The 20,640-nt window shown below is 71.1% G+C and carries 21 protein-coding genes; 13 read left to right on the forward strand and 8 right to left on the reverse strand.

Features of this window, described 5'->3' with window-relative positions:
• Positions 1 to 36 precede the first annotated feature (36 nt).
• Positions 37 to 1,908, forward strand: a complete 1,872-nt coding sequence (lepA, locus tag ACTOQ2_RS11435; RefSeq protein ID WP_440070121.1) for a translation elongation factor 4 — start codon at positions 37 to 39, stop codon at positions 1,906 to 1,908.
• Between the two features lie 181 nt (positions 1,909 to 2,089).
• Here lepA and ACTOQ2_RS11440 read toward each other — a convergent pair whose 3' ends face one another.
• The gene (locus ACTOQ2_RS11440) at positions 2,090 to 3,367 is read right to left on the reverse strand and encodes a glycoside hydrolase family 18 protein (protein WP_440099620.1); all 1,278 of its coding nucleotides are present in this window, start codon (positions 3,365 to 3,367) and stop codon (positions 2,090 to 2,092) included.
• A 521-nt stretch (positions 3,368 to 3,888) separates the two neighbouring features.
• On the opposite strand from ACTOQ2_RS11440, the gene ACTOQ2_RS11445 reads away from it, so the two are divergent.
• The gene (locus ACTOQ2_RS11445) at positions 3,889 to 4,485 is read left to right on the forward strand and encodes a hypothetical protein (RefSeq protein ID WP_440099621.1); all 597 of its coding nucleotides are present in this window, start codon (positions 3,889 to 3,891) and stop codon (positions 4,483 to 4,485) included.
• 101 nt (positions 4,486 to 4,586) lie between these two features.
• On the forward strand, positions 4,587 to 5,798 hold the full coding sequence (gene hemW, locus ACTOQ2_RS11450; protein ID WP_362677355.1) for a radical SAM family heme chaperone HemW: 1,212 nt from the start codon (positions 4,587 to 4,589) through the stop codon (positions 5,796 to 5,798).
• Between the two features lie 28 nt (positions 5,799 to 5,826).
• Here hemW and ACTOQ2_RS11455 read toward each other — a convergent pair whose 3' ends face one another.
• The 3 genes from ACTOQ2_RS11455 to ACTOQ2_RS11465 are packed head-to-tail and all read right to left on the reverse strand — an operon-like array spanning position 5,827 to position 8,182.
• Complete coding sequence (locus tag ACTOQ2_RS11455; protein ID WP_440099622.1) at positions 5,827 to 6,516, reverse strand: DUF4870 domain-containing protein; 690 nt, start codon at positions 6,514 to 6,516, stop codon at positions 5,827 to 5,829.
• 33 nt (positions 6,517 to 6,549) lie between these two features.
• Positions 6,550 to 7,374 carry a DUF3097 domain-containing protein gene (locus tag ACTOQ2_RS11460; protein WP_440099623.1) on the reverse strand — a complete coding sequence of 275 codons (825 nt, stop codon included), beginning with the start codon at positions 7,372 to 7,374 and terminating at the stop codon, positions 6,550 to 6,552.
• A 58-nt stretch (positions 7,375 to 7,432) separates the two neighbouring features.
• Complete coding sequence (locus ACTOQ2_RS11465) at positions 7,433 to 8,182, reverse strand: hypothetical protein (protein ID WP_440099624.1); 750 nt, start codon at positions 8,180 to 8,182, stop codon at positions 7,433 to 7,435.
• A 182-nt stretch (positions 8,183 to 8,364) separates the two neighbouring features.
• Between ACTOQ2_RS11465 and hrcA the strand changes: the two genes are divergently transcribed.
• From hrcA to ACTOQ2_RS11480, 3 genes are all read left to right on the forward strand, one after another.
• Positions 8,365 to 9,378, forward strand: a complete 1,014-nt coding sequence (gene hrcA / locus ACTOQ2_RS11470; RefSeq protein WP_440099680.1) for a heat-inducible transcriptional repressor HrcA — start codon at positions 8,365 to 8,367, stop codon at positions 9,376 to 9,378.
• A 14-nt stretch (positions 9,379 to 9,392) separates the two neighbouring features.
• Positions 9,393 to 10,532, forward strand: coding sequence for a molecular chaperone DnaJ (gene dnaJ, locus ACTOQ2_RS11475; protein ID WP_440099625.1), 1,140 nt, complete (start codon positions 9,393 to 9,395; stop codon positions 10,530 to 10,532).
• 138 nt (positions 10,533 to 10,670) lie between these two features.
• Entirely contained in the window at positions 10,671 to 11,402 is a 732-nt protein-coding gene (locus ACTOQ2_RS11480) for a 16S rRNA (uracil(1498)-N(3))-methyltransferase (RefSeq protein WP_440099626.1), read from the forward strand.
• A 180-nt stretch (positions 11,403 to 11,582) separates the two neighbouring features.
• Here ACTOQ2_RS11480 and ACTOQ2_RS11485 read toward each other — a convergent pair whose 3' ends face one another.
• Both ACTOQ2_RS11485 and ACTOQ2_RS11490 read right to left on the reverse strand, forming a co-directional pair.
• On the reverse strand, positions 11,583 to 12,284 hold the full coding sequence (locus ACTOQ2_RS11485) for a hypothetical protein (protein WP_440099627.1): 702 nt from the start codon (positions 12,282 to 12,284) through the stop codon (positions 11,583 to 11,585).
• Positions 12,281 to 12,760: a SigE family RNA polymerase sigma factor gene (locus tag ACTOQ2_RS11490; RefSeq protein ID WP_043655278.1), complete on the reverse strand. Its 480-nt coding sequence runs from the start codon at positions 12,758 to 12,760 to the stop codon at positions 12,281 to 12,283. Before ACTOQ2_RS11490 ends, ACTOQ2_RS11485 begins: the two co-directional genes overlap by 4 nt.
• 284 nt (positions 12,761 to 13,044) lie before the next feature.
• On the opposite strand from ACTOQ2_RS11490, the gene ACTOQ2_RS11495 reads away from it, so the two are divergent.
• The 7 genes from ACTOQ2_RS11495 to era all read left to right on the forward strand — a co-directional run bounded on the left by ACTOQ2_RS11495 (position 13,045) and on the right by era (position 19,002).
• A complete protein-coding gene (locus tag ACTOQ2_RS11495; protein WP_440099681.1) occupies positions 13,045 to 13,395 on the forward strand; it encodes a histidine triad nucleotide-binding protein in 351 nt (116 codons plus the stop codon).
• A 92-nt stretch (positions 13,396 to 13,487) separates the two neighbouring features.
• A complete protein-coding gene (locus ACTOQ2_RS11500; protein ID WP_344742684.1) occupies positions 13,488 to 14,555 on the forward strand; it encodes a PhoH family protein in 1,068 nt (355 codons plus the stop codon).
• 132 nt (positions 14,556 to 14,687) lie between these two features.
• Positions 14,688 to 15,170, forward strand: a complete 483-nt coding sequence (gene ybeY / locus ACTOQ2_RS11505; protein WP_344742683.1) for an rRNA maturation RNase YbeY — start codon at positions 14,688 to 14,690, stop codon at positions 15,168 to 15,170.
• The gene (locus tag ACTOQ2_RS11510) at positions 15,167 to 16,468 is read left to right on the forward strand and encodes a hemolysin family protein (protein ID WP_440099628.1); all 1,302 of its coding nucleotides are present in this window, start codon (positions 15,167 to 15,169) and stop codon (positions 16,466 to 16,468) included. The genes ybeY and ACTOQ2_RS11510 overlap by 4 nt, the downstream gene beginning before the upstream one ends.
• Positions 16,469 to 16,926: 458 nt before the next feature.
• Entirely contained in the window at positions 16,927 to 17,538 is a 612-nt protein-coding gene (locus tag ACTOQ2_RS11515; protein WP_440099629.1) for a hypothetical protein, read from the forward strand.
• A gap of 193 nt (positions 17,539 to 17,731) precedes the next feature.
• Complete coding sequence (locus ACTOQ2_RS11520) at positions 17,732 to 18,064, forward strand: cytidine deaminase (RefSeq protein ID WP_440099630.1); 333 nt, start codon at positions 17,732 to 17,734, stop codon at positions 18,062 to 18,064.
• A gap of 17 nt (positions 18,065 to 18,081) precedes the next feature.
• The gene (gene era / locus ACTOQ2_RS11525) at positions 18,082 to 19,002 is read left to right on the forward strand and encodes a GTPase Era (RefSeq protein ID WP_440083127.1); all 921 of its coding nucleotides are present in this window, start codon (positions 18,082 to 18,084) and stop codon (positions 19,000 to 19,002) included.
• Between the two features lie 94 nt (positions 19,003 to 19,096).
• Here the strand turns inward: era and ACTOQ2_RS11530 are convergent, their stop codons facing one another.
• Both ACTOQ2_RS11530 and ureG read right to left on the reverse strand, forming a co-directional pair.
• The gene (locus ACTOQ2_RS11530; protein ID WP_440099631.1) at positions 19,097 to 19,963 is read right to left on the reverse strand and encodes an urease accessory protein UreD; all 867 of its coding nucleotides are present in this window, start codon (positions 19,961 to 19,963) and stop codon (positions 19,097 to 19,099) included.
• A gap of 4 nt (positions 19,964 to 19,967) precedes the next feature.
• Complete coding sequence (gene ureG, locus ACTOQ2_RS11535) at positions 19,968 to 20,636, reverse strand: urease accessory protein UreG (RefSeq protein WP_440099632.1); 669 nt, start codon at positions 20,634 to 20,636, stop codon at positions 19,968 to 19,970.
• Positions 20,637 to 20,640 lie beyond the last annotated feature (4 nt).

Below are 20,640 nucleotides of genomic sequence, written 5' to 3' on the forward strand. Positions count from 1 at the left end.
CATGTCACCATGGAAGACGGCTGGCATGCCAGCCGTATGATCGTCATCAATCTGTTGAAACGGACCCCGGTGCGCATTCAGCCTGGCCAGACCGACCCCGCTGTGCTCCGCAACTTCTGCATCATCGCGCATATCGACCATGGCAAGTCGACACTCGCCGACCGCATGCTGCAGATCACCGGAGTGGTCGACGACCGTTCCATGCGCGCCCAGTATCTCGACCGGATGGACATCGAGCGCGAGCGCGGCATCACGATCAAGTCGCAGGCGGTCAGGCTACCGTGGAAGGTCGGGGACACCGACTACGTCCTCAACATGATCGACACCCCCGGGCACGTCGACTTCACCTACGAGGTCTCCCGGTCGCTCCAGGCGTGTGAGGGCGCGATCCTGCTGGTCGACGCCGCGCAGGGCATCGAGGCGCAGACCCTGGCCAACCTCTACCTGGCCATGAACAACGACATGACGATCATCCCGGTGCTCAACAAGATCGACCTGCCGGCCGCCCAGCCGGAGAAGTACGCCGCGGAGATCGCCCACCTCATCGGCTGCGAGCCGGAGGACGTGCTGAAGGTCTCCGGCAAGACCGGCATCGGCGTCCGCGAGCTGCTGGACCACGTGGTGGCGAACGTCCCGGCCCCGGTCGGCGACGCCGACGCGCCCGCCCGCGCGCTGATCTTCGACTCGGTGTACGACACCTACCGCGGCGTGATCACGTACGTCCGGGTGATGGACGGTCACCTGGGCAAGCGCGAGCGCATCCTGATGATGTCCACCACCGCGGCCCACGAGACGCTGGAGATCGGCGTCATCTCGCCCGAGCCGAAGATCGCCGACAAGGGGCTCGGCGTCGGCGAGGTGGGCTACCTGATCACCGGCGTGAAGGACGTCCGCCAGTCGCGGGTCGGCGACACGGTGACCTCCGTGACGCGTCCGGCCCTCAAGGCGCTCAGCGGCTACGAGCACCCCAAGCCCATGGTCTTCTCCGGCCTGTATCCGATCGACGGTGACGACTACCCCGACCTTCGCGAGGCCCTGGACAAGCTCCAGCTCAACGACGCCGCCCTGGACTACGAGCCGGAGACCTCCGCGGCCCTGGGCTTCGGATTCCGCTGCGGTTTCCTCGGCCTGCTCCACATGGAGATCGTCCGAGAGCGGCTGGAGCGCGAGTTCAACCTCTCGCTCATCTCCACCGCGCCCAACGTGGTCTACCGAGTGATCATGGAGGACGGCAAGGAGGTCGTCGTCACCAACCCCTCGGAGTTCCCCACCGGCAAGGTGGAGAAGGTCTTCGAGCCGATGGTCAAGACGACCGTGCTCGTCCCCTCGGAGTTCATCGGCGCCATCATGGAGCTCTGCCAGAACCGCCGGGGCAACCTGCAGGGCATGGACTACCTGTCCGAGGACCGCGTCGAGATCCGCTACACCATGCCGCTCGGCGAGATCATCTTCGACTTCTTCGACCAGCTCAAGTCCCGTACGCGCGGCTACGCCTCGCTGGACTACGAGCCCTCGGGCGAGCAGGAGTCGGACCTGGTGAAGGTCGACATTCTGCTCCAGGGCGAGGCGGTGGACGCCTTCAGCGCCATCGTCCACCGGGAGAAGTCGTACGCCTACGGGGTCGAGATGGCCAAGAAGCTGCGCGAGCTCATCCCCAGGCAGCAGTTCGAGGTGCCGATCCAGGCGGCCATCGGTGCCCGGGTCATCGCCCGGGAGAACATCCGCGCCATCCGCAAGGACGTCCTCGCCAAGTGCTACGGCGGCGACATCTCCCGCAAGCGCAAGCTGCTGGAGAAGCAGAAGGAGGGCAAGAAGCGGATGAAGATGGTCGGCCGCGTCGAGGTTCCCCAGGAGGCGTTCGTCGCCGCGCTGTCCACCGAGTCCTCCACGGACAAGGCCAAGAAGTAGGCGCTTCCCCCAGGCACCCCGGGCCCGTCCCGCGACCGGCTCGGTCCACCCCGCACCGCCCCCGCACCGGCTCGGCCAGATGTGAAGGGCGCCCGGGGGAAGGAGACCGGGGAGGAAGAACGGGCGGGCGAGGCCGCTGGTGACCCAGATCCTGCGGCCTCGCCCGGTATGAGGGGGTTGCTCAGCGCAGGACGCTGTAGAGCGCCGAGGTGAGCGATGCCTTGGTGTCGTCCTGGTCGATGGACCACATCATCGAGCCGCCGAGGCCCTTCAGACGGATGTAGGCCGCCTTCTGGAGCAGCGAGGCCGGGTCGTCGTAGGACCAGAACTCGTTGCCGTCGTAGAGCCACACGGACCCGGTCAGCAGGTCGCGGTAGCGCTTGCCCGGCTTGTTCACGAGGATCTTGTAGTCCTCGCTTCCTGCGGCGAAGGTGCCGGGAGCGGGGCCGGTGGCGGTGCCGTACAGGCCGTTCCTCCCGCCGGTGACGCCGGTCCAGCCCTGGCCGTACGCCGGTACGCCCACCACGATCTTCTTGGCGGGTGCGCCGCGCGTCAGGTAGTCGCGGACGGTCTGGTCCACGCTGTACTTCACCGGGTGGGGGTCGCGCCGGTCGTTGAACAGGTTGCCGTTGTGGCCGGTGACGGTCTCCCACGAGCCGTGCAGGTCATAGCCCTGAACGGTGGCGAAGGTGAGCTGCCTGAAGACGTCGCGGACCTCGAAGCCGGCGTCGATCTTCGCGGCGGCGGCGGGCAGGAAGGCGGTCAGCTCGGTGCGCCGGTCGAACTCGTTCATCTGGCGGCGGAGTTCGGTGACGAACAGGGTGAAGTTCCGCTTGTCCTCGGGACGGATGATGTTGCCGTCGGCCCCGGAGGAGCCGGGCCACTCCCAGTCGAGGTCGATGCCGTCGAACACGCCCGCCCCGGTGCCGGCGGCGGTGCCGGGCAGGTTGCCCTTGAGCCACAGGTCGATGCAGGAGGAGGCGAGCTTGGCGCGGCCCTCGGGGGTCAGCACCGCGTCGGAGAAGTACTTCGAACCGGTCCAGCCGCCGAGGGAGATCAGCGCCTTGAGGCCGGGGTGCTTGGCCTTGAGCTTCTTCAGCTGGTTCAGGTTGCCGTTGAGCGCCTGGCCCTCGGCGTCGGCGACGCCGTCCACGCTCTGCTCGGCGGGCACCGGGCGCTGCCAGTCGGCCCACGGGTCGGGGGAGTAGCAGTCGCCCCCGGCGTTGACGAAGCCGAAGGCGTAGTTGATGTGGGTCAGTTTGGCGGCGGCGCCGCTGGTCTCCATGTCCTTGACGTGGTAGTTGCGGCCGTAGACGCCCCACTGGATGAAGTAGGCGACCCGCTTGTAGCGGTCACCGTGCTCCCGGGGGGTCTGGGCCTGGGCCGTGGACGGCACGGCCACGGCCACGAGACCCGCGGCGAGGGCTGCCGCGAGCACTTTACGGAGGAGTCTCTGCACGGGCTTCTCCACTGCTTGGAATAAGTAACTTATAGGAAACTTTCCTTTAAGTTTTCCCGGATCGTAGACCTGCGGGATCTGGCCGTCAACGGCCAACGGCGTTTTGACCGGTGGACGGCGGGATGCTTCGGCTAACTTGGGAAGGCATGGAGCAGCAGGCGTTCTGCAACCGATGTGGCACCCCTGTGCGCGGGCTGTCGCGATGCCCCGGGTGCGGGGCGCCGACGGGGGGTCGGCCTCCGCTGGATCAGTCCTCACCGGCCCGGTTTCCACCGGCTCAGCCCTCGCGGGACGTTCCCGCGGGCGGGACCCGGGTCCCGCCGGAGGAGTGGCGGCAGGACCCCGCCGACTGGCAGCAGCATCTCCCCCCGGACGAGCGTCCCCCCCAGTGGGAGGAGCGGCCCCGGCAACCCCCGGCGGGGGACCGGGCTCCGGCACCACCGCCGGACCGAGGCCGGGACCGGCCGCCACGCGGGGATCGCAAGGTCTGGCCACTGGTCGCCACGGTCACGGTCCTCGCGATGTCGCTGGCCACCGCGGGGTCCTTCTGGCTCACCCCGCGAGGCGGCGGGACGTCCGCGGTGGGCGGCATCCGGACGGCGATGACCGGCGACCGGGCGGAGGCCGAGGCCGAGACGCCCCCGGCGGGGCGCGCTCCCCAGGGGCCCCATGACGCCGAGACCCAGGCCAGGGTCCTCGACGCCCTGCTCGCCGACAGCGGCGGCTCCAGATCGGGCCTCGGCTCGGCCCTCGACCAGCTGCGCTCCTGCGAAGGCACCGCCACCGGCCTCGCCACGCTCCAGCGGATCACCGCGGCCCGCCGCGAGCAGGTGGTCCAGGTCGACGCGCTGGGCACCGGCGAGCTCGACGGCGGCGACGCGGTCAAGGCGCGCCTCACCAGGGCACTGACCGCCTCGTTCAACGCCGACGAGGCGTTCCTCGCCTGGGCGACCCGCCAGGAGGCCGGGTGCGGCCGCGCCTGGAGCGGCGACGACGACTACCGGCGCGGTCTCGCCTTCTCCGGCGAGGCGACCACCGCCAAACGGGGCTTTTTGAAGCTGTGGAACCCTCTCGCCCGGCGGTACGGCCTGCCGGTGCGGGACGAGCACGAGATCTGACGCCCGGGGGTGCCGCTTCGGCGTCCCTGAGCACCGGATCCTCGGCGAGCACCGGATCCTCGGCGTCCCGGGCATCGCGGAGGAGGCGGCAGACTTGGGGCGTGCCATCCACACTTCCCGACGGGGACCCCGCGCCCGCCTCGGGCGAGCTCCCGGAGAGCGCGCTCGCCGGGCTCGGCGAGCGCCCCTTCGGCTTCTACGTCCACGTCCCCTTCTGCGTGACCCGGTGTGGTTACTGCGACTTCAACACCTACACGGCGTCCGAGCTCGGTCCCGGCGCGTCGCAGAAGGACTACGCGGACACCGCCGTCGACGAGGTGCGACGGGCGCGGGCCAACCTCGGCGCCGCGCACCTCCCCGTCGAGACCGTGTTCTTCGGCGGGGGAACCCCCACCCTGCTCCCCGCCGGAGACCTCGTACGGATCCTGCGGGCGATCGAGGAGGAGTTCGGGCTCGCCCCCGGCGCCGAGGTGAGCACCGAGGCCAACCCCGAGTCGGTGGACCCCGCCTACCTGGCGGAGTTGCGCGCGGGCGGGTTCAACCGGATGAGCTTCGGGATGCAGAGCGCCCGCGAGCACGTGCTCCAGGTGCTGGACCGCCGCCACACCCCCGGCCGCCCCGCGCGGGCCGTACGGGAGGCGAGGGAGGCGGGGTTCGACCACGTCAACCTCGACCTGATCTACAGCACGCCCGGGGAGAGCGACGACGACTGGCGCGCGTCGCTGGCCGCGGCGATCGAGGCGGGCCCCGACCACGTCTCCGCGTACTCGCTGATCGTCGAGGACGGGACGAGGCTGGCCGCCAGGATCAGGCGCGGCGAGCTCCCGATGCCCGACGACGACGTGGCCGCCGACCGCTACCTGATCGCCGACGCCATGCTGGCCGAGGCGGGGTTCGAGTGGTACGAGGTGTCCAACTGGGCGACCTCGGAGGCCGGGCGCTGCCGGCACAACCTGCTCTACTGGACCGGCGGCGACTGGTGGGGCGTCGGCCCCGGGGCGCACAGCCACGTCGGCGGCACCCGCTGGTGGAACGTCAAGCACCCCGCCGCCTACGCCCAGCGCCTGGCCGCGGGCACCTCGCCCGCGCACGCGCGCGAGGTGCTGGGCCCCCAGGACCGGGCGGTGGAACGGCTGATGCTGGAGCTGCGGCTCGCTCGGGGTTTCCCGCTCGAGGAGCTGGAACGCCCCCCGGTGGTCGCCCGCGCGCTGGCCGACGGCCTGCTGGAGGTGGAGCCGTTCAAGGCGGGCCGCGCGGTGCTCACCCTGCGCGGCCGCCTGCTGGCCGACGCCCTGGTCCGCGACCTCACCTGAGGCTCCACCCCGGGCCCGGTAGCTCCCATTAGCTGACGAAGCGGATGTTCATCGGATAGCGGTACCTCTCTCCCCGGTTGGCCGCCACCGCGGCGACGATCGCCATGACGATCGACGCGACCCAGAGGAAGAACATCAGCACGAAACCGATGAGCACGAACGCCAGGATCCAGGAGACGAAGTAGACGATCAGCACCGTGAGCTGGAAGTTGAGCGCCTCGGCGGCCTGGTCGCGCACGTAGGGCGACTCGTCCTTCTTCGCCAGATAGAGCACCAGCGGGCCGACGAAGGAGGTCAGCAGACCCAGCAGGTGGGCGAGCACCGACATGGTGGTGTCGTCGCTGCCGGGCCGCGGGCCGTACGTGCCCGGCGGGGCCTGGTAGCCGTATCCCTGTGCCGCGCCGTACGCGCCGTACTGGGAGTATCCGGGCTGGTGGCCGCCCGCGTCGTACGGGGAGGCGGGCGGCGGGTAGCCCCCGTACCCCTGGTCTGGCTGCCCGTATCCCTGACTCGGTTGCCCGTAGCCCTGCCCGGGCCGGCCGTAGCCCTGATCGGGTTGCCCGTAGCCTTGGCCGGGCTGCCCGTACCCCTGGTCAGGCACGCCGTAGCCCTGGCCGGGGGGCGGGGCACCCTGGCCCGGCCACGTGTGGCCGGGCGGGGGATCGCCGATGCGCCGCGTCCGGTCGTCGCCCTGCGGGTCCTCGGGGTTCTCGCTCATGTCCCCTCCTGATGGGTTGACGGCCCTGACGGGTCAGACGGCCTGGCCGTCCTCGCCGGGAACCGTCACGAAGTCGATCAGCTCCTCGACGGGGCCGAGGAGCTCGGGCTCTAGATCGGCATATGTCGTGACCGATCCGAGAATGTGGCGCCATACGGCGCCGGGCTCCACGTTCCAGCCCAGCGCGGCGATGACGCCCTCCTTCCAGGGCACGCCGCGCGGCACCGACGGCCAGGAAGGGATCTTGAGCACGTGCGGCCTGACCGCCTGCCAGACGTCCACGAACGGATGCCCGACGATCAGCACGTGCGGTGAGGAGACCTGCGCGGCGATCCGGCTCTCCTTGGAGCCGGGGACCAGGTGGTCGACGAGCACGCCCAGCCGCCGCCCCGGCCCCGGGCCGAACTCCTCGACGATCGAGGGCAGGTGGTCGACCCCCTCCAGGTACTCCACGACCACGCCCTCGACCCGCAGGTCGTGCCCCCAGACCTTCTCCACGAGCGCGGCGTCGTGCACGCCCTCCACGTAGATCCGGCTCTCCTTGGCGACCTGGGCCCGCAGGCCCTCCACCGCGATGGAACCCGACGCGCTCCGCCGGGGACCGCGCGGTGCCGCGGCGGGCCGTACGAGCGTCACCGCCTTGCCCTCCAGGAGGAACGCGGCCGGCTCCAGCGGGAACACCCGCCGGCGCCCGAAGCGGTCCTCCAGGGTGACGGCCTCCTTGTCGCAGGCCACCACGGCGCCGCAGAAGCCGCCGTCGGCGTCCTCGACGACCAGGTCGAGCTCCGCGGGCACCTGGGGGATCGTCCCCCTGCGCGGGCGCCGCCAGTCGCCCGCCAGAACGTCACGCTCGTACATCACCGACCGCCCACCCTCTCTCGCCGGGGATCAGGTGGGACGCTAGCAAACACCACCGTCACCCGCCGTAGGGTCCCGGCTGTCCCCACTGCCCCACCGGCACCGCGGAGGCCCGGCGCTTGCGGGCGTTGCTGCGCTTCACCAGTACGACGATCGTCACGACGATGGCGAGCAGGATCCCGACGCCGGGGATCACGAACAGGGCGACCACCCCGCCCACCAGCGATTCGGCGGCGAGCTCCTTGCCCACGCCGAAGGTCGTGCCCTCCGCGGGGTCGGCGGAGCACTGGACCTGGTAGTCGCCCGCCTGGTCCACGCCGACCCGCAGGCCCATCTCCCAGGTGACGCCGTCGGACCCCGCGACGGTCTGCTGGATGTCGGGCTTCTGCAGGCTGGGCGTGCCCGTGCCGCCCTTCAGCGTGCACTCGAACTTGGTGGGCCCGCCCGTGGCGACGTAGATCGCCGGCTTGTCCGCCGGGTCGATCGTGACCGTCGTGGCCTGGCCGGGGGCGAAGGTCTGCGTCGGGGCCGCGTCGGTGACCGCGCCGACGAGGCCGCCGGCGAAGCCGCCGATGCCGACGATGATGCTGACCAGGGCGAGCAGCCAAACCCCCACGATCCACCCGATGCCGGGCTTGATCTTTCCGGCGGGGGGCGGCGGTCCCTGCGGGGCGCCGTAGCCGGGAGGTGCGTAACCGTACGAGGGGGGCTGCTGGCCGTACTGCTGCTGGCCATACGGCTGCTGGGGGCCGCCGTAACCGGGGCTGCGGGAGGCGTCGCCCGGATAAGAACCGAAATCGTTGGACATGACCGAATTCTGATGGGTGCCGCTTGGATCGCGATAGCAGTTGACTTGACAACGGCTTGCCGTCATCATCCGCAGCTCTTGCTTATCGCGCCTTCCGCACCGGGGCCGTACACTTGGCACTCGGGAACACAGAGTGCCAAACCTCGTGTTTCCCTCTGAACGCAGGCAGGGAGGTGACCACGTTGGTCGACGACCGCAAGCTCGCCGTGCTCCGCGCCATCGTCGAGGACTACGTGTCCACCAACGAGCCGGTGGGTTCGAAAGCCCTCGCGGACCGGCACAACCTGGGGGTGTCCCCGGCGACGATCCGCAACGACATGGCGGTGCTGGAGGAGCAGGGCTACATCGCCCAGCCCCACACCAGCGCCGGCCGGGTGCCCACCGACAAGGGCTACCGGCTCTTCGTCGACCGCCTATCGCAGGTGAAACCCCTGTCGAGCGCGGAACGCAAGGCCATCGAGAGCTTCCTCGCGGGCGCGGTGGACATCGACGACGTCGTCATGCGGACGGTACGGCTGCTGGCCCAGCTCACCCGGCAGGTCGCCGTGGTGCAGTACCCGACGCTGACCCACTCGACGGTCAGGCACGTCGAGCTGGTGCCGCTGAGCGAGCGCCGGCTGATGTTCGTGCTCATCACCAACACCGGCAGGGTCGAGCAGCGCGTGGTCGAGCTGCCCGACGTCGTCGACGAGCAGCGCGTGGCCCATCTGCGCGCGATGCTCAACGCCTCCCTCGACGGGTGCGGGCTCACCAGCGTCCCCGACAAGGTCGCCGACCTGCCGGAGCGGCTGCCCACGGAAGACCGGCCGCTCGCTGCCACTATCCTGTCAGTGCTGCTGGAGTCCCTGGTGGACCGGCACGATGAGAAGATCGTTTTTGCCGGAGCCGCCAACCTCGCGGGAGCCGACTTCACCGTCGGGCTCCGCGACGTGCTGGAGGCTCTGGAAGAGCAGGTCGTGCTCATGCGACTGCTCGGTGAGACCTCCGACCTTTCGGCGCTGACCGTGCGGATCGGCTCGGAGAACCCCTACACCGGACTCCAGGGCACGTCCATCGTCGCCGCCGGATACGGTTCTGGGGACAAGCAACTGGCCCGGCTCGGTGTGCTGGGCCCGACGCGAATGGACTACCCGGTCACGATGGGCGCGGTGCGCGCGGTGGCACGCTACGTCAGCCAGATCCTGGCTGCATCATAAGAGGTCAACGAAAAGTGGCTAAGAGCGACTACTACGGCACCCTCGGGGTGCGCCGCGACGCCAGTGCGGAAGAGATCAAGAAGGCGTACCGACGCCTGGCGCGCGAGCTGCATCCCGACGTCAACCCCGACCCCGAGACCCAGGAACGCTTCAAGGAGATCACGCAGGCCTACGAGGTCCTGTCCGACTCCAGCAAGCGGCAGATGTACGACATGGGTGCCGACCCGTTCGCCTCGGGCGGCGCGGGGGCCGGGGGCTTCGGTGCCGGCTTCCCGTTCAGCGACATCATGGACGCCTTCTTCGGCGCGGCCGGTGGCGGCGGTGGCCGGGGTCCCCGCTCCCGTGCCCGGCGCGGGCGCAACGCCACCATCCGGGTCGAGCTCGACCTGCGCGAGTCGGGCTTCGGCACGACCCGCGAGCTGGTCGTCGACACCGCCGTGGTCTGCGAGGTCTGCACGGGCTCCGGCGCGGCGGCCGGCACCCACCCCGACACCTGTGACATGTGTCACGGCCGGGGTGAGGTGTCCCAGGTCACCCGGTCCTTCCTCGGCCAGGTCATGACCTCCCGCCCCTGCCCCCAGTGCGGCGGCTTCGGGTCGATCATCCGCAACCCCTGCCAGGAGTGCTCCGGCGACGGCCGGGTCCGCACCCGGCGGACCATCAAGGTCCGCATCCCGGCCGGGGTCGAGGACGGCACCCACATCCAGCTCGCCGGCGAGGGCGAGATCGGCCCGGGGGGAGGCCCGCCCGGCGACCTGTTCCTGGAGATCGTCGAGCGTCCCCACGAGATCTTCGAGAGGCGCGGCGACGACCTGCACTGCACCGTGCAGATCCCGATGACCGCGGCCGCGCTCGGCACCATCCTGACCATGGAGACGCTCGACGGCGCCGAGGAGCTCGACATCCGTCCCGGCACGCAGTCGGGGCAGACGATCCCGCTCTACGGGCGGGGCGTGCAGCGCCTGAACGAGACGGGCCGCGGAGATCTGCTGATCCACGTGAACGTGGAGACCCCCTCCCGCCTCGACGCCGAGCAGGAGGAGCTGCTGAAGGAGCTCGCCAGGCTCCGCGGCGAGGAGCGCCCGCCGGGCAAGTTCGCCCCAGGGCAGCAGAGCTTCTTCTCCCGCCTGAGGGACGCCTTCAATGGCCGCTGACCCGGCCCGAGCCCGGTCGCGTCGCGGCCTGGCCCGCGTGCGGCCGGGGCGTCCCGCCCCGGCCGTCTCAGGGGCGTGTCACCCGCGCCGGCTCGGCTCCGGGGTGTGGCGCCCCGGCTCCTCCGGCTCCGACGGCCCATGACCGTCCCGGTCTTCCTGGCCGACCCCGCCGACCTGGTCAGGCCGGCGTTCGTCTTCGGCGGTCCCGAGGGGCGCCACGCGGCGGCCGTACGGCGGCTGCGGGCGGGGGAGCGGCTCGACCTGACCGACGGGGCGGGCTCCGTCGCCGAGTGCGTGGTGACCGAGGCGGGCAGGGACTCGCTCCGGGTCGAGGTGCTGCGCCGCCACGACGTGCCCGTGCCGTCACCGCGCCTGGTCGTGGTCCAGGGCCTGCCCAAGGGCGACCGGGGCGAGCTGGCCGTGGAGATGATGACCGAGGCGGGGGTCGACGTGATCGTTCCCTGGGCCGCGGCCAGGTGTGTCACCCAGTGGAAGGGCGAGCGGGCGGCCAAGGCGCTGGCCCGCTGGCGGTCCACGGCACGCGAGGCGGGCAAGCAGTCGCGCCGTTTCCACCTGCCGGAGGTGACGGAGCTCGCGTCCACCGCGAAGGTCGCAGGCCTGCTGTCGGCGGCGGCGCTGGGAGTGGTGCTGCACGAGGAGGCCGCCGCCCCGCTGTCCGGCCTGCCCCTCCCCGCCGGTGGCGACATCGTCGTGGTGGTCGGCCCCGAGGGCGGGGTCTCGGGCGAGGAGATCGCCGCGTTCCGTGATGCCAAGGCGGTGCCGGCGCTGCTCGGGCCGACGGTGCTGCGCACCTCGACCGCCGGGGTCGTCGCGGCGGCGGTGCTTCAGACGCGCAGCGGCCGCTGGTGACATCCCGCCGGTGCGCGGCCGGTCGCCCCTCGGCGGTCGCCGGTCCCGGCGAATCCGTGTCATGAGGCCCCGGGAAGCGTGAGGCCACCGGGAGGTGTCCGTGAGGCCCCCGGGAACCCGCCCCCGCGAGCGGGTGACGAGGAGAGAACCGGTCAGGGTTCGCCGTGACCGGTCACCGCGCTAACTCTGGGTGGGGATCGGAACCGGGGTGCTCGCCTCCGTCGGCATGGGGGGCGAGGCGTCGCCCGACGGCGCGCACTCGTCGGGCGAGCACGGGCTCTCCGAGGGAGCCGGCCTCGTCTTCGTCGGCGTCGGTGTCGCCTCGATCTCCTCGCACCTCCTGAAGACCCCGCTGGGCTCGACGGTTGGGCTGTCGAGGGGGGTGGGGCAGGTGGGCGTCGGTGTCGGCGTGGGCCTGGGAGCCGTCGTCGCCGGGTTGGGCCTGGAGGTGGGCCGCGTGCTGGGCGCCGCGCTCCTGGACGGTGCGGGCCTCGGCGAGAGCACGGTGGCGCCGGGGTTCGGCCTGCTGGCGGCCGGAAGCGGGGCGGGGTCGGACGGCGGCTGCGAGGAGGGCGCCGGGGGGCGTGAGGTGGCGGACCCGTCGACGGGAGGGGTCGACTCGGCGAACTTGATCCACTCGACCCTCACCTGGCGGCCCACCTCCTCGCGGAACTGGGGAACCACCATGACGACGGTCGCCGCGACGAGGACCGCGCCCGCGACGGAGGCTCCGGCGCGCCACCACACCAGCCGGCGGATCCCGCGTCGCTCGATGCGTCCGCGGATCACCTCCAGCCCGTCCGGGGAGGGAACGACCGAGTTCGCCTCCGCGCTGAGCGCGCGGCGAAGCAGCTCGCCGTACTCATCCGGGGAGTCGGTCATGACAGTTGCTCCAGTGAGGTTCGTAGGGCGGCCATGCCGCGAGCCGTGTGGCTCTTGACCGCGCCTTTGCTGATGCCCATCGCATGGGCGATCTGCGCCTCGGACAGGTCTCCGTAGTAGCGCAGCACCAGGGCCTCCCGCTGGCGTGCGGGCAGCCCGCGGAGCGCCTCGATGACGGCGGAACGCTCGAACTCGCCGATCGCCCCGTTCTCGGCGCTCGGCGCGTCGGGCATGCCCTTGGGCGCGTACTTCTCGACGACCGCCCGATGCCGAAGCACCGAACGTGATCGGTTGACGACCGACTGTCGCAGGTAGGCCAGTGCCTTGTCGGTGTCGCGCAGTCGGCGCCAGGCGCCATGGATGGCGACGAACGCGTCCTGCACGACCTCCTCCGCGGTTGCCATGTCGCGGACGAGTAAGACGGCGAGACGGACAAGAGACCGATAGTGCGCGCTGTAGAGCGCGGTAACGGCCATGTCGGCATCCCATCCGACGGGCACCGCCCCGAGCGACCTGTCGGCCACGAGGGTCTCGGTGGTCACATCAGTGGGACGCTTGGCCTTCCCAGAGGGTTTACGCTCTTCCGGTTCATTAGGGGGCATGACCCAGTCGTGTCCTCGCCAGGCGGCCATATATTGCTGCGCGCAAAGGGCTGTCGTGGTTGAAGTTTTGCACACCCACCTTATCCGGGCGGATCTTTGTTTGCTGACGGGAACCATCACCGATTCGCAACGTCCTCGGCGGTATGGTGCCTGTCATGGTGAGCGAAGCCGACTGCCTGTTCTGCAGGATCGTGGCCAAGGAGATTCCCGCGGAGATCGTCTACGAGACCGATCGCGCGCTGGCCTTCCGCGACGTCAATCCCCAGGCGCCGACCCACGTGCTGGTGATCCCCAAGGGTCACTACCGGGACGCGGCCGCCCTGGCCGCCGCCGACCACGGCCTGGCCGACGAGGTGATCAAGGTCGCGCACGAGGTCGCCCTGCGCGAGGGGGTCGCCGAGTCGGGCTACCGGCTGGTGTTCAACACCGGGCCCGGTGCCGGCCAGACCGTCTTCCACGTGCACGGACACGTGCTCGGCGGGCGCGGCCTGCAGTGGCCGCCCGGCTGAAAACCGGTAGGCGCGATCCTGGCGATCGCGGCTAGCATGGCGTTGAAGTTCCGCGCCTATATCTGGAGGCGAACAGGCCGTAAGGCCCGCTCATGTCCGAGACAAACGATTCCAGCAGAACGCCGCCGCGGTCCCGGGGTGCCAGCCGGACCCAGGCGAAGGTGGTTATTCCGGACGATCAGTCGATGGTCAGCCTGCTGGGCTCGCGCGACGAGCTGTTGCGCGTCATCGAGGGCGCCTTCCGCGCCGACATCCACGTCCGGGGCAACGAGATCACCGTCACCGGCAGCCCCGAGGAGAGCAGCACCGTGGTGCGGCTCTTCGAGGAGATGTCCGAGCTCGTCCGCGGGGGCGCGCAGCTCACGGCCGACGCGGTCGAGCGCAGCATCGCCATGCTGCGGATGACCTCCGACCGGCCCGCCGAGGTCCTCTCCCTGGACATCATCTCCTCGCGGGGCCGGACCATCCGCCCGAAGACCGTGAACCAGAAGCGTTACGTCGACGCGATCGACAAGTTCACCATCGTCTTCGGCATCGGACCGGCCGGCACGGGCAAGACCTATCTCGCCATGGCGAAGGCGGTGAAGGCCCTCCAGGAGAAGAAGGTCAACAGGATCATCCTCACCCGCCCCGCGGTAGAGGCGGGCGAGCGGCTGGGATTCCTGCCCGGCACGCTCTACGAGAAGATCGACCCCTACCTGCGCCCGCTCTACGACGCGCTGCACGACATGCTCGACCCCGACTCGATCCCCAGGCTGATGGCCGCGGGCACGATCGAGGTCGCCCCCCTGGCCTACATGCGCGGCCGTACGCTCAACGACGCCTACATCATCCTGGACGAGGCGCAGAACACCTCGCCGGAGCAGATGAAGATGTTCCTGACGCGGCTGGGCTTCAACTCGAAGATCGTCGTCACCGGTGACGTCACCCAGGTCGACCTGCCGAACGGCACCCAGAGCGGCCTCAGGGTCGTCCAGGACATCCTCGAGGGCATCTCCGACATCCACTTCAGTCGCCTGACCAGTGCCGACGTGGTGCGGCATAAGCTGGTGGGAGACATCGTGGACGCATACGGGCGCTACGACGAGACGCAGCGCCAGAGCAGCGCGGTGGAGCAGATCAAGGGCGTGGTCAAGCAGCGCCCCCGGGGGAGATCATGAGAGTGGACGGGCCGGCGGCCGGTCGAGAAGCGGTGGGCGAGCGATGAGCGCGGAGCGGCTCCGGCGCGAAAAGCGGATCGGGTCGTGTGGCACGAACCGGTCGCGCGGCGGGCGGGGAGCGGGGAACGGCCGATGAGCGTCGAGGTCAACAACGAGTCCGGCGTCGAGATCGACGAGGGGCTCATCGTCTCGCTGGCGGGGCACGTGCTGGAGCGGATGGGCATCAACCCGCTCGCCGAGCTGTCGATCCTGGTCGTCGACGAAGAGGCCATGTCGGTGCTGCACGAGCAGTGGATGGGTGAGCCGGGTCCCACGGACGTGCTCGCCTTCCCGATGGACGAGCTGCGCCCCGGTCCCGGCGCGGGTGCCAGGCAGGAGGGCGACGCGCCCACCGACCCGGCGCTCCTCGGCGACGTGGTGCTCTGCCCGCAGGTGGCCGCCAAGCAGGGGGCCGAGGCCGGGCACGGCACCGAGGCCGAGCTGGAGCTGCTGTGCACGCACGGCATCCTCCACCTGCTCGGCTACGACCACGCCGAGCCCGAGGAGCACAAGGAGATGTTCGGCCTGCAGGGCGAGCTTCTGGAGTCGTGGCGGGAGGTGCGCCCCCAGCGGTGAACTTCGCCAACGGGTGGTTGTTCTCGGCCGTCGTCCTCGTCGTGGTCGGCGGGTTGATCGCCAGCGCGGAGACGGCCCTGACCCGCATCTCAAGGGTCCGCGCGGAGGAGTTCGTCCGCGACGGCCGCCGGGGCGCGGAGCGCCTGCAGGCCATCGTCGCCGACCCGCCGCGCTACCTGAACCTGCTGCTCCTGCTCCGGCTGAGCTGCGAGCTGGTCGCCACGGTGATCGCCACGCTGCTGTTCATCGACTGGCTCGGTGACCAGGGCTGGGCCTACACCGCCGCGGCGGCCGTCATGATCGTCGTCAGCTACGTGATCGTCGGGGTCTCTCCGCGCACGCTGGGCCGCCAGCACGCGGAGCCGATCGCGCTCGCCAGCGCACCCCTGGTCTACGGCCTGACCCGGATCTTCGGGCCCCTGCCCAAGCTGCTCATCCTGCTCGGCAACGCGGTAACGCCCGGCAAGGGCTTCCGCGAGGGGCCCTTCACCTCCGAGGCCGAGCTGCGCGACCTGGTCGACCTGGCCGAGGAGCGCAGGGTCATCGAGCCCGACGAGCGGGAGATGATCCACTCGGTCTTCGAGCTCGGTGACACCCTGGTCCGCGAGGTCATGGTGCCCCGCACCGACATGGTGTTCATCGAGCGCGGCAAGACGCTGAACCAGGCCCTGTCGCTCGCCCTGCGCAGCGGTTTCTCGCGGATCCCGGTGGTCGGTGAGAACGAGGACGACGTCATCGGCATCGCCTACCTCAAGGACATCGCGCGCCGGGTGCAGGACATCGGTGAGGAGGGGCGCGCCGAGCCGGTGGAGTCCCTCATGCGCCCGGCCACCTACGTGCCGGAGAGCAAGCCGATCGACCAGCTGCTCCGCGAGATGCAGGCCCGCCAGATACACCAGGCCATCGTCATCGACGAGTACGGCGGCACGGCCGGCCTGGTCACCATCGAGGACATCCTGGAGGAGATCGTCGGTGAGATCGCCGACGAGTACGACCAGGAGGCGCCCAGGGTGGAGCCGCTGGAGGACGGCGCGGTCCGGGTGACCGCCAGGCTCCCGGTCGGCGACCTGGAGGACCTGTTCGGCATCGAGCTGGAGGTCGACGATGTCGAGACCGTCGGCGGGCTGCTGGCGCACGCGCTGGGCCGGGTGCCGATCGCCGGTTCCCAGGCGGTGGTCGAGGGGCTCAGCCTGACGGCCGAGAGCCTCGCCGGTCGCCGCAACCGGATCGGTACGGTCCTCGTCACCAGGGCCGTTCCCGCCGAGCCCGACTCGGTCTCGGCCTCCGCCGACCAGTGAGGGCTCCCGGGCCGCCGTGGTGGCCCGGGGAGCGCCCGGGACGGGTGGATCCAGGGCGGCCGATCCCGGTGGGCGGATCCGGTGGGCCGATCCGTTCCCAAGCCGCCCGCAAGCCTCCTGCAAGCGGGGCGCGCGATGCTCCTCTCACGGCACCCGGTCGCGCGGGGGCCGGTGGAGAAGGTCCCGGCGCCCGGAGGGGTTCGCGGTGCGTGGGATCGGCTTCAGGGGGAGACAGAGTCACGCAGGGCTCCGAGGCTGTTCTGCGTCACTCGCTCAAGGGTGTTCTCGACCGTGAAATGCGGTTGAGGGCACCCTTGGGCGTTTATTGAATGATTGCCGCTTTTGCCGACGGGGAAGAAAGCGAGTCGGTGGGGACGGGACGCCTCGCCCATGACATCGGGGGAATGCTCATGGCACGGGGAGCGAGGTTTGTCGTTTTTGCGGTGTTATGTGGGCTTTTGTCAAGTATTTCGGTCGGGTGTGGCGGTGAGGCGGGGCCCGACGGCGCCACGGACCGTGCCGCGGAGCTGAACCGGCTGCGGAGGGTGCTCGGCGAGGCACGGGACCTGCCGGACGGGTTCTCGGCCCGCCCGCGCAACGGCTGGCGCGCCCCCTTCCGGGCCGTCGACGAGGACTGCCGGCTCGTCCTCGACGCCGCCGGAGGCAGGCCGCCGACGCGGGCGCTGGGAGCGCGGGCCGCCGTGACCTATCAGGGCGACGGGGTCGGGGAACTGGCCGGGTTCGGCCTCGCCTCCTACGGCGGTGACGACGCGGCGCTCCACTTCGGCGAGCTCGCCGAGGCGCTGGGCGGCTGCCCGGTCGCGCGGGCCCCCGTCGCCGGGCGCGGCACCGCCTTCAGGGTCTCCGATCTGGACCTGGGCCCGGTCGGTGACGGGGTGCAGGCCAGGCGGCTGCACGGCAGGCTGAACGGATACCCGTACGAGATCCACCTGGTGTTCGCCCTCAGCGGCCACACCCTGATCTCGCTGGTGCACGCCGGGGTCAGGGACGTCGACGCCGCGCGTACCGGGCAGCTCGCCCGCCTGCTGGTCGGCGAGGCCGGCGCGTGAGAGGTCACCGTCCGGGCTGTGAGAGGCCACCGTCCGGCGAAGGGGTCACCCTCTGGGAGGTCACCGTTCGGGTGAGCCCCGTTCGGGTGAGCACCGCCTGGGGGAGGCCGCCGGGGTGCCGTTGCTCGAAGGGGATCTCCGCCTGGGCGAGGCCGGGTCGCCGCGGGGGCCGGGAGCTGAATACCCTTGTGCCGTGAGTGACACGACCCTCGATCCCGAGGACAAGAAGATCATCGTGCTGGCCCGTTCCGCCCGTGCCCGCAACGGTGCCGCCGAGGGGGCAGCCGTGCGGGACGAGACCGGCCGGACCTACTCGGCGACCAATGTGGCACTGCCGTCTCTGACCTTGTCGGCGCTCCAGGTCGCCGTGGCGATGGCCGTGTCCAGCGGAGCGGAGTCGCTGGAGGCCGCCGCGCTGGTCACGGCGGGTGACGGTCCCTCCGACGCCGACACTTCGGCGGTCCGCGATCTGGGCGGCGAGACCGTGCTCGTGGCCGGTCCCGACGGGACACCGCGTCAGAGCTGAGTCCGGGATCGGCGACAATGGTTGACGTGAGTTCCTCAGCTGCTGATTTCCATGCCGGTTTCGCCTGCTTCGTCGGTCGGCCCAACGTCGGCAAGTCCACGCTGATGAACGCGTTGGTCGGCACGAAGGTGGCGATCACCTCTTCCAAGCCCCAGACGACCCGCCGGGCCATCCGTGGCATCGTGCACCGCCCCGACTCCCAGCTCGTCATCGTCGACACGCCGGGCCTGCACCGGCCGCGCACGCTCCTGGGCGAGCGGCTGGACAGCCTGGTGCTCTCCACCCTCACCGAGGTCGACGTGATCGGCTTCTGCGTGCCCGCCAACGAGCCCATCGGCAAGGGCGACCGGTTCATCGCGGAGAAGCTCGCGGGCATCAAGAAGACCCCGGTGGTCGCCGTGGTGACCAAGTGCGACCTGGCGACCCGCGAGCAGATCGCCGCGCAGCTGCTCGCGATCTCCCAGCTCGCCGACTTCGACGACATCGTCCCGGTCTCCGCGCAGTCGGGCGAGCAGCTCGACGTGCTGGCCGACGTGCTGGTCCAGCGACTCCCGGAGAGCCCGCCGCTGTACGAGGGGGGGCAGCTCACCGACGAGCCCGAGCAGGTGCTGGTGGGCGAGCTGATCCGCGAGGCGGCCCTGGAGGGCGTGCGCGACGAGCTGCCGCACTCGATCGCGGTCGTCGTCGACGAGATGATGCCGAGAGAGGGCCGCGACGACCTCCTTGACATCTACGCGCACATGTTCGTCGAGCGCCCGTCCCAGAAGGCCATCGTGATCGGGCACAAGGGCTCCCGGCTCAAGGACGTCGGCAGCCGCGCCCGCCAGCAGATCGAGGCGCTCCTCGGCACCCGCGTCTACCTCGACCTGCGCATCAGCGTCGCCAAGGACTGGCAGCGCGACCCCAAGCAACTCCGCCGCCTGGGCTTCTACGACTGACGGTGATGATGTTCATGCTGACGCTGCGGCGGGTCTGACCCACCGACGGACTGACGTCTAGGCTGCCGGCCCGGCCGCCCCCTCAAGGGCGGTTTCACGACCGGGAGTCCGGCCCCGCCCCGTCAAGGGCGGTCGCCTCCTCACCGTGCCGGAGCCGCCGCCGTAGTTCGACGGCGTCCCGGCCGAGCGCGGAGACCAGGGTGCCGGGGCCGGCCAGGGGGAGGACGGCCCAGCCGTCCCCGACCACCGTCTCCGGCGCCCGCCCGGTGATCAGGGTGCTGCCCACGCAGCGGGCGTCGCCGTAGACGGCGGAGCTGCCGTCGATCTCCGGGTCGCCCACCACGAACTCCTGGCGGAGCAGCGGCACCCCGCCGAGGACGGCGTCGAAGCGCGAGTGGCAGCGTCCCGGCCGCTCGCCGTACCGGCCGAAGACGATCTCCTCGCGCCAGAGCACCCGCGCGTCCTCCGCCAGGTCCAGCCGGACGACCGTGCGATGCAGGCAGCCCGCCGCGAGCACCGTCGGCTCCGGCGCGAACCGCAGCGAGGCGCCCGCGCCGACCCTGGCCGTGATCGTCATCACCGACTCGGCCCCCGCGGAGCCGGGCAGCACCAGCGTGCTCGCGACCGACCGCACCTCCAGGGAGGTTCCCGGCGCCACCTCGATGTCGAGGGCCAGGTCGTCGCCGCCCAGCGGGCCCGCCGCGGTGGACACCAGGTGCACCCGGTCCGGCGCGGTCGCCCGCACCGTGACCGGCGGGCCAGAACGCATCGTGGCGAGGACGGTCCGGCCGCCGGAGTCCCGGCGGGTGACGATCGCCGCCCGCGCCCTCATCGACCGCCGCCCGGCCGGCCCCGGCTCCGGCCGTACGGATCGTGCGGACGCGGGGACGTCGTCGTGGACGGGTGCGGGCGCGCGGCCGCGGCCGGGGGCGGGAGCCGGGGCGGAGTCGGTGACGGGCATGGGGTCAGGCGTTGGAGTGCTCGTGGGCCCAGGACGCGACCAGGCCGGTGACCCATTCGGAGACCGCGTGCGCGCTCGGATCCTCCCTGATCGAGGTGAACAGCACGGGCCTGCCCTCCCGCACGGCCGCCGCGTCGCGCGACATGACCGTGAGGTCCGCGCCGACCATCGGGGCCAGGTCGGTCTTGTTGACCACGAGCAGGTCGGCCGTCGTCACGCCCGGGCCGCCCTTGCGCGGGACCTTGTCGCCGCCCGACACGTCCAGCACGAAGATCTGCCGGTCGGCCAGGCCCCTGCTGAAGGTCGCGGTGAGATTGTCCCCGCCGCTCTCCACGATCACCAGGTCGAGCGGGCCGAACCGCTCCTCCAGGGTCTCCACCGCGTCGAGGTTGGCCGCGATGTCGTCGCGGATGGCGGTGTGCGGGCAGCACCCGGTCTGCACGGCGACGATCCGCTCCGGGTCGAGCACGCCCGCCCTGCGCAGGAAGTCGGCGTCCTCGGTGGTGTAGATGTCGTTGGTCACCACGCCCAGGCGCATCGAGGGGCCGAGCGTCCGGCATAGGGCCGCGGTCAGCGCGGTCTTGCCGCTGCCGACGGGCCCTCCGATGCCCAGGCGCAGTGCTCGTCCGTGAGGGTCGGCGGCGTGATGGTGGTCGTCGTGGTTGGCGCCCATGGGG

Origin of the sequence: Streptosporangium sp. H16, from assembly GCF_051918855.1 — a bacterium.
Classification (GTDB): domain Bacteria; phylum Actinomycetota; class Actinomycetes; order Streptosporangiales; family Streptosporangiaceae; genus Streptosporangium.

What these genes read in the sequence shown, in the direction of transcription:
- ACTOQ2_RS11485 (WP_440099627.1), bottom strand. Translation starts at nt 12,284, where the DNA reads ATGACCGACTCCCCGGATGAGTACGGCGAGCTGCTTCGCCGCGCGCTC.
- ACTOQ2_RS11500 (WP_344742684.1), top strand. Translation starts at nt 13,488, where the DNA reads ATGTCCGAGACAAACGATTCCAGCAGAACGCCGCCGCGGTCCCGGGGT.
- ACTOQ2_RS11455 (WP_440099622.1), bottom strand. Translation starts at nt 6,516, where the DNA reads ATGAGCGAGAACCCCGAGGACCCGCAGGGCGACGACCGGACGCGGCGC.
- ACTOQ2_RS11490 (WP_043655278.1), bottom strand. Translation starts at nt 12,760, where the DNA reads ATGGCCGTTACCGCGCTCTACAGCGCGCACTATCGGTCTCTTGTCCGT.
- era (WP_440083127.1), top strand. Translation starts at nt 18,082, where the DNA reads ATGGTTGACGTGAGTTCCTCAGCTGCTGATTTCCATGCCGGTTTCGCC.
- ACTOQ2_RS11465 (WP_440099624.1), bottom strand. Translation starts at nt 8,182, where the DNA reads ATGTCCAACGATTTCGGTTCTTATCCGGGCGACGCCTCCCGCAGCCCC.
- lepA (WP_440070121.1), top strand. Translation starts at nt 37, where the DNA reads ATGATCGTCATCAATCTGTTGAAACGGACCCCGGTGCGCATTCAGCCT.
- ureG (WP_440099632.1), bottom strand. Translation starts at nt 20,636, where the DNA reads ATGGGCGCCAACCACGACGACCACCATCACGCCGCCGACCCTCACGGA.
- ACTOQ2_RS11460 (WP_440099623.1), bottom strand. Translation starts at nt 7,374, where the DNA reads ATGTACGAGCGTGACGTTCTGGCGGGCGACTGGCGGCGCCCGCGCAGG.
- ACTOQ2_RS11445 (WP_440099621.1), top strand. Translation starts at nt 3,889, where the DNA reads ATGTCGCTGGCCACCGCGGGGTCCTTCTGGCTCACCCCGCGAGGCGGC.
- ACTOQ2_RS11480 (WP_440099626.1), top strand. Translation starts at nt 10,671, where the DNA reads ATGACCGTCCCGGTCTTCCTGGCCGACCCCGCCGACCTGGTCAGGCCG.
- ybeY (WP_344742683.1), top strand. Translation starts at nt 14,688, where the DNA reads ATGAGCGTCGAGGTCAACAACGAGTCCGGCGTCGAGATCGACGAGGGG.
- ACTOQ2_RS11530 (WP_440099631.1), bottom strand. Translation starts at nt 19,963, where the DNA reads ATGCCCGTCACCGACTCCGCCCCGGCTCCCGCCCCCGGCCGCGGCCGC.